The 13,675-nt window shown below is 59.6% G+C and carries 14 protein-coding genes; 11 read left to right on the top strand and 3 right to left on the bottom strand.

Annotated features, from left to right (window positions below; all coding sequences use genetic code 11):
- The first annotated feature begins 11 nt into the window (after positions 1–11).
- Positions 12–179, top strand: coding sequence for a hypothetical protein (locus E8K79_RS21210; RefSeq protein ID WP_198419763.1), 168 nt, complete (start codon positions 12–14; stop codon positions 177–179).
- 204 nt (positions 180–383) lie between these two features.
- A complete protein-coding gene (locus E8K79_RS02525) occupies positions 384–1,610 on the top strand; it encodes a sialidase family protein (protein ID WP_136513344.1) in 1,227 nt (408 codons plus the stop codon).
- Between the two features lie 111 nt (positions 1,611–1,721).
- Here E8K79_RS02525 and E8K79_RS02520 read toward each other — a convergent pair whose 3' ends face one another.
- Entirely contained in the window at positions 1,722–2,306 is a 585-nt protein-coding gene (locus tag E8K79_RS02520; RefSeq protein WP_136513343.1) for a superoxide dismutase, read from the bottom strand.
- A gap of 358 nt (positions 2,307–2,664) precedes the next feature.
- On the opposite strand from E8K79_RS02520, the gene E8K79_RS02515 reads away from it, so the two are divergent.
- The 6 genes from E8K79_RS02515 (at position 2,665) to E8K79_RS02490 (ending at position 8,595) form a co-directional block, all read left to right on the top strand.
- Complete coding sequence (locus E8K79_RS02515; protein WP_136513342.1) at positions 2,665–3,909, top strand: efflux RND transporter periplasmic adaptor subunit; 1,245 nt, start codon at positions 2,665–2,667, stop codon at positions 3,907–3,909.
- A complete protein-coding gene (locus E8K79_RS02510; protein WP_136513341.1) occupies positions 3,910–4,635 on the top strand; it encodes an ABC transporter ATP-binding protein in 726 nt (241 codons plus the stop codon).
- The gene (locus tag E8K79_RS02505) at positions 4,632–5,861 is read left to right on the top strand and encodes an ABC transporter permease (protein ID WP_136513340.1); all 1,230 of its coding nucleotides are present in this window, start codon (positions 4,632–4,634) and stop codon (positions 5,859–5,861) included. The genes E8K79_RS02510 and E8K79_RS02505 overlap by 4 nt, the downstream gene beginning before the upstream one ends.
- A 34-nt stretch (positions 5,862–5,895) precedes the next feature.
- Positions 5,896–7,377 (top strand): TolC family protein, encoded by a 1,482-nt coding sequence (locus E8K79_RS02500; RefSeq protein ID WP_136513339.1) that lies wholly within the window; start codon positions 5,896–5,898, stop codon positions 7,375–7,377.
- Positions 7,378–7,457: 80 nt separating this feature from the next.
- Positions 7,458–7,715, top strand: coding sequence for a hypothetical protein (locus tag E8K79_RS02495; protein WP_136513338.1), 258 nt, complete (start codon positions 7,458–7,460; stop codon positions 7,713–7,715).
- Positions 7,716–7,818: 103 nt separating this feature from the next.
- Complete coding sequence (locus tag E8K79_RS02490) at positions 7,819–8,595, top strand: tRNA threonylcarbamoyladenosine dehydratase (RefSeq protein ID WP_136513337.1); 777 nt, start codon at positions 7,819–7,821, stop codon at positions 8,593–8,595.
- Positions 8,596–8,749: 154 nt separating this feature from the next.
- Here E8K79_RS02490 and E8K79_RS02485 read toward each other — a convergent pair whose 3' ends face one another.
- On the bottom strand, positions 8,750–9,646 hold the full coding sequence (locus tag E8K79_RS02485) for a DUF72 domain-containing protein (protein WP_136513336.1): 897 nt from the start codon (positions 9,644–9,646) through the stop codon (positions 8,750–8,752).
- A 207-nt stretch (positions 9,647–9,853) separates the two neighbouring features.
- On the opposite strand from E8K79_RS02485, the gene E8K79_RS02480 reads away from it, so the two are divergent.
- The gene (locus tag E8K79_RS02480) at positions 9,854–10,510 is read left to right on the top strand and encodes a methyltransferase (protein ID WP_136513335.1); all 657 of its coding nucleotides are present in this window, start codon (positions 9,854–9,856) and stop codon (positions 10,508–10,510) included.
- On the opposite strand, the gene E8K79_RS02475 is transcribed toward E8K79_RS02480, so the two are convergent.
- Positions 10,507–10,842 (bottom strand): phage holin family protein, encoded by a 336-nt coding sequence (locus E8K79_RS02475; protein WP_136513334.1) that lies wholly within the window; start codon positions 10,840–10,842, stop codon positions 10,507–10,509. The genes E8K79_RS02480 and E8K79_RS02475 overlap by 4 nt on opposite strands.
- Positions 10,843–11,332: 490 nt before the next feature.
- On the opposite strand from E8K79_RS02475, the gene iorA reads away from it, so the two are divergent.
- Entirely contained in the window at positions 11,333–13,087 is a 1,755-nt protein-coding gene (gene iorA, locus E8K79_RS02470; RefSeq protein WP_136513333.1) for an indolepyruvate ferredoxin oxidoreductase subunit alpha, read from the top strand.
- Positions 13,084–13,665: an indolepyruvate oxidoreductase subunit beta gene (locus tag E8K79_RS02465; RefSeq protein WP_135869931.1), complete on the top strand. Its 582-nt coding sequence runs from the start codon at positions 13,084–13,086 to the stop codon at positions 13,663–13,665. Before iorA ends, E8K79_RS02465 begins: the two co-directional genes overlap by 4 nt.
- Positions 13,666–13,675: the final 10 nt, after the last annotated feature.

The raw sequence follows: 13,675 nt of genomic DNA, 5'->3' as shown, positions 1-13,675 counted from the left end.
GGAGCTTGATGATGTTTGAAACTCAATACAACGAGGAGATGGAAGCCGAGGTGAAAAGGTTGGAGGCAAAGAGGAGGGCGGAAGTGGCGGGGCACCCGGAGTGGGATAACGCCTGTGCATCGTGCGGCTGCCGCATTGACGGCACCTTGGATCCTTACTGCACTGCCTGCCGGTCTTGATCCGGCGGAGCCTATCAGGCTGAGAGCTTGCGAGTGAAGGGGCAGGCCCCTCTCGGCGAAGAGGAGATCGCGAAGATGCTGCAAGACCGCCGCAAGCGATAACTGGCATGCTGCTTTTTCGAATGTAAACTACACTGAAAGACTTGTCGCAGTTACAAGTGAACTCCACAGCAGATAGACTTTAATTGCTCTTGGAGCAATGACATGCGAAGAATTCTTTCATGCATAACAGTCGCCGTTTTGATGGTTATTTTATGCTGTAGCTGCGGCAAGTTGCCCCCGGCCAAGCTTATCAGCGATATCTATTGTGACAGCAATGACACCTTAGTGGCGCTGGGGCTGCACGGTAGGGGATTCGCTCCATCGAGCTTCGCGTTTTTTTCAGAAGACCGCGGAGCAACGTGGCAGCAAGCCGCTTTCACTCCTGTCCCGAGTAACATGCTGCTTTCGCTTAGACCATTCCCCTGCGGCAACGTTCCTGCCCTGTGTGCGGGTGGGTACACCAGCGTTCCTGAAGGCAGCCGGTGGTGGTGCTCTAAGGATGGCGGCCGCACTTGGGACGAAACGCAGCGTAAAGCGCCTTTCGTCAACCCCAGTGGCAGCTACAGCATAATTCCGGATGTAGCGGTTGCTGGCGAGATGGGGACGCTGGTCGCCGCCGAAGCAGGCCCCGAGGGGCTTTACCTGTTGCGGTCGACAGATTGCGGCGCCCAATGGGAACAGCGGCTTCTTTTGCCGGATGTCAGGTTCGCCTCGCCGATCGTATCAGATGGCATGGGACACTTGGCCTTCTTCGGCCATGCCAAGGATCATCTTTTCGGAGAGCAACCTAAGGACTGGGTGTACTGGTCGGCGGATGCCGGGGCGAACTGGCAGGAAGCCGTTTCTCCCTATGGATTCTTTCTGCAGTCGATGAGACTGTACCGAACCCCCGCCGGCTCGCTGTTGGCTTACAACAGCCAAGACAGGAATTACGGGCAAACCGTAGTCTTCTATTCGGTCGACGACGGAGCGAGCTGGAAATGGTCGCGCGGGCTCGACTGCTTTGGCCGCATCATCTCTATCGCAGCGGACTCCAGAGGCCGGGTCGTCGCCATGACAAGATTCGGCAATATCCTCATCTCCGATGACGGCGGCGGCACATGGCGCGACAACGGTGTTCCAAGCTATGCCTCCGCCGACTTTAATTACGATCCCACGCCGATGATCTTCACGGACAGGGGGGTAGTGATCACGGCCGTCGACAACAGTATCATTCGATCCACCGATCGGGGAGAGACTTGGTCGATAGCGGCCCTCTTTACCGCCCCCAAGGAACGGATCAGCGCGCTCTGTGCTAATGGAGAGGGATTGGTTGTGGCCGCCGCCGGAATGAGTTTCGCACGTTCGACGGACTGGGGCGCCACTTGGCAAGCCGGGGAAATGCGTTAACGCTTCTGGTGTGGGTTACAGCACTTTTACGGCTAAGCGTCCTACGAAAGAAAAAGGGGACAGGCACCTGCGGAGCCAGTCCCCTTTCTTTTCGGATAACGACAGTCGAATCTACATCTGCAGCCTTTCCTCCGTCTTGGTCCATTCGATGTTCTGGAAGAAGGAGTTGATGTAGTCGGCGCGCTTCAGCCCGTAGTCGGTCATGAAGGCGTGCTCGAAGACATCCATGACAAGGATGGGGACGCAGCCGGCAGGATGGCCGGTGTCATGCTCGTTGATCCAGAAGTTCAAAAGCCTGCCGTTGGTCACGTCCTGATACAGGATCGCCCACCCGATGCCGCGCATTGCGCCCACCGATTTGAAGTCCTGTACCCACTCATCAAAACTGCCGAAGTCCTGGTGCAGCCGCGCGGCCAGCCTGCCGTCCTGGTTGATGGGCGTGTTCCCGCCCAGGTTCTCAAAGTAGAGCTCGTGCAGCCTCATGCCGTTGAATTCCCAGCCGAAACGCCGCTTCATCTCTGCAAACATCGGATCGGTTCCCTTGCCTTCCTTGCGCAGCTGGATGAGCTGCTCGTCCAGGGTGTTGCTGTTTTTGACGTACCCTTGGTACAGCGTGAAGTGGTTGTTGAGGAGCGCCTCGCTAAACCCGGGCATACCTATCAGTTCCGAGAAGTCTTTCGCCGTGAACGCCGCCATATTAAGTCTCCTTTTGTTGGATTTACCGGCCAGCAAAAACACGGCCCAATTGTATAGGAACGATTAGCCCTGTCAAATCCTCCGACGCATCTGTTGCCGCGAACCTCGGTTCTGACGAGTCGACCGGTTGACGTCTTGCGATAACCTCGAAAGCAAGGATGTTCGGTGAGGGGAAGGTAATTTTTGTTGACCCTCTGTTGCAGGATGTTTAAAGTGCTGGTTTGGCCGCAGGATTGAGAAAATGATGCAACCATTTCATCTTTCTTGCACATTTAGCATTTACCGTACTGGGCAGTTGACCTCGAAGCCGAGGCTCAGTTGCTATTGCAGGGATAATGATCATGAATGAGGTGGATCAGTGAAAAGAATCATAGGCGCCGTCATAATTCTTTCCGTTCTGGTAACGGCCGGTTTCTTCTACTTCAAACAGCCTCCCAAGGTCGAGTACAAGACGCAAAAGGTCGAGCGGGGCGCCATCGCCTCATCCGTCTCGGCGACGGGCACACTGAACGCCGTGGTCACCGTCCAGGTTGGCACCCAGGTTTCCGGCACCATCGCGAAGCTTTACGTCGACTTCAACTCCCAGGTGAAAAAGGGGCAGCCGATCGCACAGATCGACCCGGCGCTCTTCAATTCGGCGGTCCAGCAGGCGCGTGGCAACGCGCTTAACGCCGAGGCCAACCTCGCCAAGGCGCGCGTCACCGTGACCGATACCAAACGGACCATGGCGCGCAATAAGGAGCTTTTGAAGGAAGGGATCGTAGCACAGAGCGACATGGACTCCGCACAGACCGCGTATGATGCGGCGGTCGCCGGCGTCAGAGCGGCGGAAGCCGCGGTGCTGCAGACCCGTGGGGCCCTGAAGCAGGCTGAAACGAACCTGAACTACTCGACGATCAGGTCGCCTGTGGACGGCATCGTCGTGTCGAGAAACGTCGACGTCGGCCAGACCGTCGCCGCGTCCTTCCAGACGCCGACCCTTTTCACCATCGCACAGGACCTGACCAAGATGCAGATCGACACGAGCGTCGACGAGTCCGACATCAGCAAGCTGAAGGTGGGGCAGAAGGCTACCTTTACCGTGGACGCCTATTCGGACCAGCAGTTTGAAGGGACGGTGGTGCAGATCCGCAACGCCCCGGTGGTGACGCAGAACGTCGTCACCTACGTGACCGTGATCGCCGTCGACAACAAGGACCTAAAGTTGAAGCCTGGCATGACGGCCAACGTTTCCATCGAGACGGAGAGAAAGGACAACCTGCTCAAGGTCCCGGCTGCCGCTCTACGCTTCAAGCCGAAATCAGGCAAGGATAAGGCCGCCAAAGGGAAGACGGGCCCTGGGAGCATGACCGGTACGGGCGGCGGTTCCGGTGCGGGTACCGGCCCCGGAGGAAAACCCGGCGGGAAGGACCGCGGGCAGACCGTCTACGTTCTCAAAGAAGGAAAAGCGGTTCCGGTATCCATAAGCACTGGTCTCTCGGATGGCGGCATGGTCGAGGTGGTGAGTGGGAACCTGAAAGAAGGGGACGACGTCATCATCGAGCAGGTGGGCCAGGACAAGAAGAAGGGCGGCATGGGGTCGCCGATGGGGCCGAGGTTCTAAATGGACGAAGTGGTTCGGCTCAACGACGTAGTGAAGATATACACGATGGGGGAAGAGCGTGTAGAGGCGATGAAGGGGGTCTCCTTCACCGTGAATCGCGGCGAGTTCGTCTCCATCATGGGGGCCTCCGGGAGCGGCAAGTCCACCTGCATGAACATCCTGGGGTGCCTGGATGTACCGACCAGCGGCAGTTACCTGCTGGACGGCGTGAACGTGGGTGAGCTCTCGGCCGATGCGCTCGCCGAGGTGCGCAACAAGAAGCTCGGCTTCGTCTTCCAGGGATTCAACCTGCTGGCCCGAACCACGGCGCGCCAGAACGTCGAATTGCCCCTTGTTTATGCCCAGATCCCTGCGGCGGAGCGCAAGGCCCGCGCCCTCGAGGCACTGGAGAAGGTGGGGCTCGCAAGCCGTGAAGGGCATTACTCGAACCAGCTCTCCGGCGGACAGCAGCAGCGCGTGGCCATCGCCCGCGCCCTGGTGAACCGCCCGTCGATCATACTGGCGGACGAGCCGACCGGCAACCTCGATTCCAGGACCACCATCGAGATCATGGCCATTTTTCAGGAGCTGAACCGGCAGGGGATCACCATCATCATGGTGACGCACGAGCCCGACGTGGCCGAGTTCACCAGCCGGCACATCATCTTCCGTGACGGCCTGATCATCTCCGACGAACAGTTCCAGGCAAAAACCGCTGTCCCGTCTGCCGAGGTGGATAAACGATGACGACCTTGTGGCAAAGCCTCCTCATAGCCCTGCGCGCGCTGCGGGTGAACAAGATGCGCGCGCTGCTCACCATGCTGGGGATCATCATCGGCATCGGCGCGGTGATCGCCATGGTCGCCATCGGCTCCGGCGCGAGCAAGATGATCTCCGACCAGATATCCAGCATCGGCTCAAACCTCCTTTTGGTGCTGCCCGGCTCGGTGACGAGTGGCGGCATGCGTTCCGGTGCCGGCGGCACCCAGACGCTCACCTACGACGATGCCCGGGCCATAAAGGCGGAATGCCCGTCGGTCGGGGCTGTAGCTCCAAGCGTGCGCGGCTCGGGCCAGGTGGTGTACGGCAACCAGAACTGGTCCACCGTGCTCTTCGGCGTCACCCCAGACATGGTGCATGTGCGCGACTGGACCATCGTGGCCGGACGAAACATCACCCAATCCGACGTGGACGGCGCCACCAAGAACTGCTTGATCGGGCAGACCGTCGTTGATAATCTCTTCGGCGGCACGGACCCCATGGGGAAGATCATCAGGATCAAGAAGATTCCCTTCACCGTGGTCGGGATTCTCGGCCGCAAGGGGCAATCCCCCCAGGGGCAGGACCAGGACGACGTGATCTATGTTCCGCTCAGGACCGCACAGAGGAAGCTTTTAGGCAGCCAGTTCCCCAACGTGGTCGGCTCGATCATGGTGCAGGCTAAGGACGCCGACGTGCTCGACAAGGCAGAGGAAGAGGTCACCGAGCTCCTAAACCAGCGCCACCGCATCGGTCCGAACCGCGAAGTGGACTACACGATAAGGAACCTCTCCGAGCTCCTCGCCGTCACCGAGCAGTCCTCGAAGGTCATGTCGATCCTGCTGGGGGCCGTCGCCTCCATTTCGCTCGTGGTGGGGGGGATCGGCATCATGAACATCATGCTTGTTTCCGTCACCGAGAGGACCAGGGAGATCGGCATCCGCATCGCCATCGGCGCCAAAAAACGCGACATCATGCTGCAGTTTCTGACCGAGGCGGTGCTTCTGACCACCTGCGGCGGGATCATCGGCATGCTGCTAGGCGTAGCGGGCGCACGTATCGTGGCGAGCCTCATCGGGTGGCCCACCCTGATTTCGGTCAACACCATCATCATCGCCTTCGGCTTCTCGGCCGGGGTGGGGGTCTTCTTCGGTTTCTATCCGGCGCGCAAGGCCGCGTCGCTGAACCCGATCGATGCCCTGAGATACGAGTAATCCCGCAACAATGCTGATCGAAAGGATCGCGCCTATGAAGAGAACCCAAAATACCGCGGTTGCCTGTGTCCTCACTCTCGTGCTCGGTACAGCAGTCACCGCCTCGGCACAGCCCACCGTCAACCTCAAACTGCAGGACGCCATCACCATGGCGTTCGAGAAGAACCTCGACCTCAAGGTGGAGCTCTACAACCCGGCGATGGCTGAGGCAGATATCCGGCGCAACCTCGGCATCTACGACCCGCTGCTCACGCTCGGTGCAAACTACCAGCGCTCGAATAGCACCAACACCCTGACCTTCCGGCCGCAGGCGATCGACCAGGTGACGGTTAACGCAGGGGTGAGCCAGCTGCTTCCGACCGGCACCCTCCTCGGCGCGACGGTAACGAGCGGCTGGGTGAACAACTCTACGCGTTACTACTCGACCGCGCTCGACCTGACCCTGCAGCAGCCGCTGCTCAAAGGGTTTGGTCGCGAGAACACCGAGCTTGCCATCAACGTTTCGCGCTTCACGAAGTCGGAGACCCTGAACGCATTCAGGACCCGTCTGAGCGATACCATCGTCCAGGTGCGCAACGACTATTTCAAGCTGTACAACCTGCGCGAGATCCTCGAGGTGCGCAAGACCTCGCTCGCGCTCGCGCAGCGCATCCTCCAGGACGACCGGGGAAGGGTGAAGGCGGGGGTCCTGCCTGCGTACGAACTGTTGAACTCGGAATTCCAGGTGGCGACCCGCGAGAAGGAGGTCATCGACGCGGAGCGCGCGGTGCGCGACCAGATGGACGTGTTGCGCGTCGAGCTGCAGCTTCCCGAGGGCAGCGAGATCGTGCTCGCCGACGAGCCATTCCGCAACGATTACACGGTCGCCGAGGACCAGGCCCTTGCCCGCGCCATGGCGAGCCGCCCGGAGCTTGCGACCCAACGCGACGTCATCAGGATCAACGATCTGCAGCAGCGCGTGGCGAAAAACCAGACGCTGCCCGATCTGACCCTGAACGCGACGGTCGGGACCGGCGGCTTCGACCGCGGTTTCCTGAGCGGACTGGAGAAGACCGCGACCATCGACGAGCCTACCTGGGGAGTCGGCGTGCAGTTCACGTATCCACTGGGTAACCGCGCCGCGACAAACGACTACATCAGGAAGAAGCTCGCCCTGGAGCAGTCCCGGACCCAGCTGGAGAACCTTGAGTCGGGTGTGAACCGCGATGTGAAGGCAGCGATAAGACTCGTTGCCACAAACTTCAAACAGCTCGAGGTGACCGCGCGGGGCAAGGCGTACGCCGAGGACCGGCTGCGTGCCTTCCAGAAACGCCACGATGTCGGCCTTGCCACTACAAAAGACGTGTTCGACGTGGAAAACGACCTCGTGGCCGCGAAGGGGAGCCAGATCCAGGCGCTGGTTGATTACAACAACGCGATCACGCAACTGTGGCGGGTGACCGGGGAAATCCTAGAGCGTGAAGGGGTGCAGGTCAGCGAAACCCAGGCCGATCCGCTCTACGAAAAGATGAAATAGCAAATGCGTCCGGAATGGATTGCCTCCCGGCTGAAGCACGCTAGAATTTGGCGGGTGCTAATGCAGGCCGGGAGGCGTCTATGCAAAGGATGCGCTACGAGCATGTTCACCAGATCAAGTTCACTGCAGTCGGGGCTCGGACCATCGGCGACTTGATCTGCAACTTCGAGGAGAACCTCCAACTCTTTAAAAGGTGGGAAGAGAAGGGGATCCAGCTCGATCCTCACGGTGTAGGGAGCAACTACGCCATCTTCTTCACCTATGACGAGAAGGTTGCCCAGGAAGAAAACTTCGAACGGATACGGACGGAGTCGGGAAACCCTCTGCCGAGACGCTGATAGTTGTTGAGCCGCCGGTTAAACTTTCACTTCCAAGATACGTCCTACCTGTGCGATACTTTGCCGTCACCATCACCGCTATAGCGTTTAAGGCAAAGGAAACATGTCACATCTGCACCGCTTCTCCCGTACTGAACTCCTCATTGGACCTGCTGGACTCAACACCCTCAAAAATGCAACCGTCGCCATCTTCGGACTGGGCGGGGTAGGGAGCTACGCCGCCGAAGCCCTCGTGCGGGCGGGCGTCGGGCGCCTGGTCATCGTCGACTTCGACGAGATCTGCCTCACAAACGTGAACCGGCAGCTTCACGCCATGGACGGCACCGTTGGCAAGGCCAAGGCCATGGTCATGGCGGAAAGGATGCGCCTGATCAACCCGCAGGCGGAGATCGTCCCGTACCAGGACTTCTATTCAGCCGAGAACAGCGAGTTTCTGTTGGGTGACGGCTACGATTACGTGGTCGACGCCATCGACCATATCACCAGCAAGCTGCACCTGATCCGCACCTGCCGCGAGAGGAACATTCCGATCATCTCCAGCATGGGAGCGGCCGCGAAGCTCGATCCGACCAAGATTGGGGTCGCCGACATCTCACAGACGCACAAGTGCCGCATGGCACGCTCGGTACGGAAACTGTTGAAGAAGCAGGGGATCGAGAGCGGCGTGAAGGTGGTCTTCTCGACGGAGGAATACCGCGAGCAGGTGGGAAAGGACGGCGGCTGCAAGGGGAACTGCATCTGCCCGAACAAGGATGACCAGAAGTTTTCCTGCGAGCACCGGCGGGTGATCCTTGGGAGTGTCTCCTTTATTCCTTCCATCTTCGGGCTTACTATGGCGGGGGTCGTGGTGAATGATTTGCTGGAGGCGGGGAAGGAATAGGTTTTAAACTGGGGGACGCTTTCGACTACGGGGCTCCTACTCAGGCAAATCCCCCCTGTCCCCCCTTCGCAAAGGGGGGGGGACGTCAGGGCTCGTGCAGCACTTCGTTGATGCGGTTATTCTACATTTCCCGTGCCCGAAAAAACTTCCTCGTTTAGTCACAGTTGCGGAGGTAGCGGTCTCGCATGCGCAGGGCATTTTGGGCGGCGTAGCCGCAGCGGCAGTTGTTGAACATGATGAAGGTCGTTCGGGACGTCTCGCTCAGGCGCAAGGCGTGCTGCGCGATCTCCTCCAACTCTTGCTCCGGGTACAGGTACTCGTCGGTGGGCGGGCCGCCGTGCCAGGAGTCGCCGCTTCTGCCGTGTAGCCTCAGATAGGCGATGCCGGTGGTCGCTTCTGGATGAAAAGGGGCGGTGGTGAGGTTGCCGTACTGGGGCTCATCGCAGGTAATGTAGGTTATCTTGTGCTCACGGAGAAATGCGAAGACCTGGTCGCGGTGGTGCGTGGTGAACCAACTGCCATGTCTGAACTCCACTGCAATAGGTATCCCGGTCATCAATTCCCTGCAGTACCCCAGGTAGGCGAGGTTCGCCTTGCTGAAGCCAAACCACGGTGGGAACTGGAAGATGACGAACCCCATCTTTCTGGCTTCCCTAAGCGGCACCAAAGCTTCGAGCATCGCCTGGGCCACCCCCTTCAGCAATTCGGGCTCGGCAAGGTGCAGTTCCTCCTTCTCCTGGTCGGCTGCGGGCAGCATCCGTCGCAAATGTGCGGGGAGTCTCCTGGGGTCGATGTTGTGGCCGGTGAGGGCGCCGAATGCTTTGGCATGAAAGAGAAAGTTCGGCGGGGTGCGGCTGACCCAGGCGTTGGCCATCTCGATGGTGGGGATCTGGTAGTAGGAGCTTTCGATTTCAACGGTGTCGAAGCGGTGGGAGTAGTACTTTAGTCGAGCCTTGGGCGTCCCGGCCCCGTGCGGATAGAAGGCGCCGCTTTCGATGAGACTACTTTCCGTCCAGGAGCAGGTGCCGATGCGGATTCTGCCTGGCGCCATTGGAGCCTCCGCTGGTCTCTTTCTCAGATAGATGGTGCGACACGCTCACCTTTGCCCTTCGCCGACTGCGCCCCCGTTCCCTCTCCCTCTGGGAAGAGGGTGCCTGGAAGGCGGGTGAGGGTGTTGCCTTGATTGACGACATTGCCGATTGCGAAGCCCTCACCCCCGCCCCCTCTCCCGACGGGCGAGGGGAGTAAAGGAAGGCAGATGGACCGATCTTCGAAGAACCGTCTCACCCATCACATGCTGCCGCACTTCGCGGGGGACATCCTTTTTGATCGCATTGCCCGCGCGGTGTGCCGGGCGGGGTGCCTGCCGCGCAAGGAGCTTTACGAGGCATGGGAGGTGGCGCGAAGGGTGCACAGGCGCTTCCGTGGCGGACGGGTCGTGGACCTCGCCGCGGGACACGGCCTGTTGGCGCAGGTGCTGCTGATCCTCGATCGCGATATATCGTCTGCGGTTGCCGTCGACCTTCGCATTCCGGAGAGCGCGGCGCGCCTGGCCGCCGAGGTGGCCGCCGACTGGCCCGCAGCTGCCGCCCGCTTTCAAATCCTGCGGCAGGATCTCAATGAAGTAGAGCTGAATTCCAGTGACTTGGTCGTTTCGGCCCACGCCTGCGGCGCCCTGACCGATCTCGTGCTGCGGCGTGCCGCTGCTGCGCGCTGCCGGGTGGCGGTGCTTCCGTGCTGTCACGACCTGCTGACTTGTGATGACGGCAGCCTGAAAGGGTGGCTCGACGGCCCGCTCGCCATCGACGTCACGCGTGCGGCCTGGCTCCGCTCACAGGGGTACCGGGTCTACACCCAGACCATCCCCGGTGACATCACCCCGAAAAACCGCCTGCTCATCGGAGAGCCGATCTAGAGGACGATGACGTTCAGGATGTAGCTCACGATGGAGAGCACCAGGCTGAACAGCAGCGCCCACCCGAAGCCGTGCACCGAGAAACCGCTCACCAACGCGCTGGTCAGCATGATGAGCAAGGCGTTGATGACGAAAGTTAGCAGCCCCAGAGTGAGGATATTCAAGGGGAGGGTGAGCAGCATCAGTACCGGCTTGATGAAGGTATTGATAAGCCCCAGAACCAGTGCCGTGATGAGTGCTGCACCGAAGCCGGTAAGGCTAACGCCCGGCAGAAGATAGGCGGTGATGACAATCGCTACGCCGTTTAACAACCACTTGATGATGAGTCCCACGTCGAACCTCCTTTAATCCTTCCCAAAGACCCGCAAATTATACCTGATTCTCTGCGAGCACAAGCTGAACATTGATGTGCTCGGGGTGAAGATTCTCAACTATGCGCCATTGGAGCTGATTGCTTTGGATATCAAGGCAAATCCCCCCTGGCCCCCCTTCGCAAAGGGGGGGGACGCTTGGGCTCGTCCAGCGCTTCGTGGCGAGTTGATATCAATGGGTAATTGAAACTCTGTTGCGACCACATAAAAGTTGTTATTTCACCTTCGGGTTTGAGCATGTCAAAACGATGTTAATTATGACAGTAAACATGCCTTCTTTAGTATGTCATAAATCTTTTTAACATGGTTCAAAGAACGACTCTGCTGGCATCTAACTCATCATAAATACTTATTTTAGCGATTAACACGTTCCTATAAAGCAGTTGACAGCGCGGCCAATACTCTAGTATATTTCGCCGACTCTCACATTAATAAAGAGGACCGTCTATCTATGAAGGAAATACTATCCGGCAACGAAGCCATTGCCAGAGGTGCCTATGAGGCAGGGGTGAAAGTCGCCTGCGCTTACCCGGGCACCCCTTCCACCGAGATACTTGAAAACACCGTCCGCTACAAGGAGATCGACTCTTCTTGGGCCACCAACGAGAAAGTCGCTCTCGAGGTCGGCATTGGCGCTTCTTTCGTTGGGGCCAGGTCTTTGGTCACCATGAAACACGTCGGCGTCAACGTCGCTGCCGACCCCCTGTTCACGCTCTCTTACACCGGCGTTAACGGCGGCTTGGTGCTTGTCTGCGCAGACGACCCCGAACTGCATTCCTCCCAGGACGAGCAGGACAGCCGCAACTACGCCAAGTTCGTTAAAATCCCGATGCTGGAGCCTTCCGATTCCCAGGAATGCCTCGACTTCACCCGGCTCGCCTACGAGATCTCCGAGAAGTACGACACCCCGGTGATGCTGAGAACCACCACCCGCATCTCGCACAGTAAGTCCGTGGTGACCTTTGGCGAGCGCATCGGCGCCGTCAAGGAACCGAAGCTCGAAAGGAACCCGGCCAAGTTCGTCATGCTTCCGGGGAACGCGCGCGGCCGTCATTACGTGGTCGAGGATCGCATCCTGCAGCTTTCCAAGGACGGCGTCTCTCTCCCCATCAACCGCGTCGAGATGCGCGGCACCAAGATGGGGGTGATCACCGCCGGGATCAGCTACCAGCACGTGCGCGAGGCGCTTCCCGAGGCTTCCGTTTTGAAGCTCGGCATGGTGCACCCGCTTCCTTTCGATCTGATCCGCGAGTTCGCTTCGAAGGTTGACAAGCTCTACGTCGTGGAGGAACTGGATCCGTTCATCGAGGAGCAGGTCAAGGCGATCGGCATACCGGTCATCGGCAAGGAAATCATCCCGATCTGCGGCGAGCTTACCCCGGGAAGGGTGAGGAAGGCCTTCGGTCTCCCAGAGAACGCGCCTAGCACCGTCGAGAAACTTCCCGGACGTCCTCCCAACATGTGTCCGGGGTGCCCGCACCGCGGCGTTTTCTACACCCTGAAGCAACTGAACGCCTACGTCTCCGGCGACATCGGCTGCTACACACTGGGCTTCATGCCGCCTCTCTCCGCCATGGACACCTGCGTATGCATGGGCGCCTCCATCGGCATGGCGACGGGTGCTGCCAAGGTGCTCTCCCCCGAGGAGAGGAAGAAGGTGGTTGCCGTGATCGGCGATTCGACCTTCCTGCACACCGGCATCAACGGCCTCATGGACATGGTCTACAACAAGGGGGCCGCGACGGTCATCATCCTGGACAACAGGATCACCGCCATGACCGGGCGCCAGGAAAACCCCGGCTCCGGCCACACCCTGATGAACGATCCCACCAACGAGGTGAACTTCGAACTGCTGTGCAAGGCGATCGGCGTGAAGAACGTGCGCACCATCAACCCGCTCGACCTGGACGAGTGCCGTACCGCCATCGCCGAAGAGATGGAGCGCCCCGAGACCTCGGTGATCATCACTGACAAGCCCTGCGTCCTCATCAAGAGGGAAGGGGTGTTCAAGCCGGGCGCACCGCTGCAAGTCGTCGACGACGCCTGCGCTGGTTGCCGCGCCTGTTTGAAGATCGGTTGCCCCGCCATCGAGTGGATCCCGTCGAGCGGTAAGAAGGGTAAGGCACACATCGATCCGCTTCTGTGCAACGGATGCGACGTCTGCAGCCAGCTGTGCAAGTTCTCTGCGATCAAGGAGGCAAAATGAGCGACAAGGTAACCAATATCGTCCTGGTGGGCGTTGGTGGCCAGGGCATCCTGCTCGCCGCCGAGATCCTTTCCGAGACCTTCATGCTCGCGGGCTTCGACGTAAAGAAGAGCGAGATCCACGGCATGTCCCAGCGCGGCGGCTCCGTTGTGTCGCATGTGCGTTACGGCAAGGAGGTCTTCTCCCCGATGGTGCCGGAAGGGGACGGCGACATCCTCTTCGGCTTCGAGCTGATGGAGAGCTACCGTCACCTTTCCCTTTTGAAGCCGGGCGGCACCGTGGTGGTGAACGATCTCTGCATCGCGCCGCCCTCGGTGCTGATCGGGCAGGATGAGTACCCGGCTGGCATGGCACTCAAGATCCAGGAGGTCTGCCCGGACTGCCTGCTCGTCGACGGCCAGAATCTCGCCATACAGGCGGGCAACGCGCGCGCCGCTAACACCGTGCTGCTGGGTGCCGTATCGAAGCGTCTCGACATCGAGGAGAAGTACTGGATCGAGGCGATCGAGAAGATGGTGCCGAAAAAGGCGCTCGAGGTGAACTTGAAGGCGTTCCAGATGGGGCGCGGGCTTAAGTAGGTCAAAGGCA

The organism is Geomonas edaphica, from assembly GCF_004917075.1.
Lineage (GTDB): Bacteria > Desulfobacterota > Desulfuromonadia > Geobacterales > Geobacteraceae > Geomonas > Geomonas edaphica.
This window is presented reverse-complemented; position numbering and strand designations above follow the sequence as displayed.

Excerpts from the sequence above, each read along its gene's own strand:
- E8K79_RS21210 (WP_198419763.1), top strand. The coding sequence starts at position 12 with ATGTTTGAAACTCAATACAACGAGGAGATGGAAGCCGAGGTGAAAAGG.
- E8K79_RS02525 (WP_136513344.1), top strand. The coding sequence starts at position 384 with ATGCGAAGAATTCTTTCATGCATAACAGTCGCCGTTTTGATGGTTATT.
- E8K79_RS02520 (WP_136513343.1), bottom strand. The coding sequence starts at position 2,306 with ATGGCGGCGTTCACGGCGAAAGACTTCTCGGAACTGATAGGTATGCCC.
- E8K79_RS02510 (WP_136513341.1), top strand. The coding sequence starts at position 3,910 with ATGGACGAAGTGGTTCGGCTCAACGACGTAGTGAAGATATACACGATG.
- E8K79_RS02505 (WP_136513340.1), top strand. The coding sequence starts at position 4,632 with ATGACGACCTTGTGGCAAAGCCTCCTCATAGCCCTGCGCGCGCTGCGG.
- E8K79_RS02500 (WP_136513339.1), top strand. The coding sequence starts at position 5,896 with ATGAAGAGAACCCAAAATACCGCGGTTGCCTGTGTCCTCACTCTCGTG.
- E8K79_RS02495 (WP_136513338.1), top strand. The coding sequence starts at position 7,458 with ATGCAAAGGATGCGCTACGAGCATGTTCACCAGATCAAGTTCACTGCA.
- E8K79_RS02490 (WP_136513337.1), top strand. The coding sequence starts at position 7,819 with ATGTCACATCTGCACCGCTTCTCCCGTACTGAACTCCTCATTGGACCT.
- E8K79_RS02485 (WP_136513336.1), bottom strand. The coding sequence starts at position 9,646 with ATGGCGCCAGGCAGAATCCGCATCGGCACCTGCTCCTGGACGGAAAGT.
- E8K79_RS02480 (WP_136513335.1), top strand. The coding sequence starts at position 9,854 with ATGGACCGATCTTCGAAGAACCGTCTCACCCATCACATGCTGCCGCAC.
- iorA (WP_136513333.1), top strand. The coding sequence starts at position 11,333 with ATGAAGGAAATACTATCCGGCAACGAAGCCATTGCCAGAGGTGCCTAT.
- E8K79_RS02465 (WP_135869931.1), top strand. The coding sequence starts at position 13,084 with ATGAGCGACAAGGTAACCAATATCGTCCTGGTGGGCGTTGGTGGCCAG.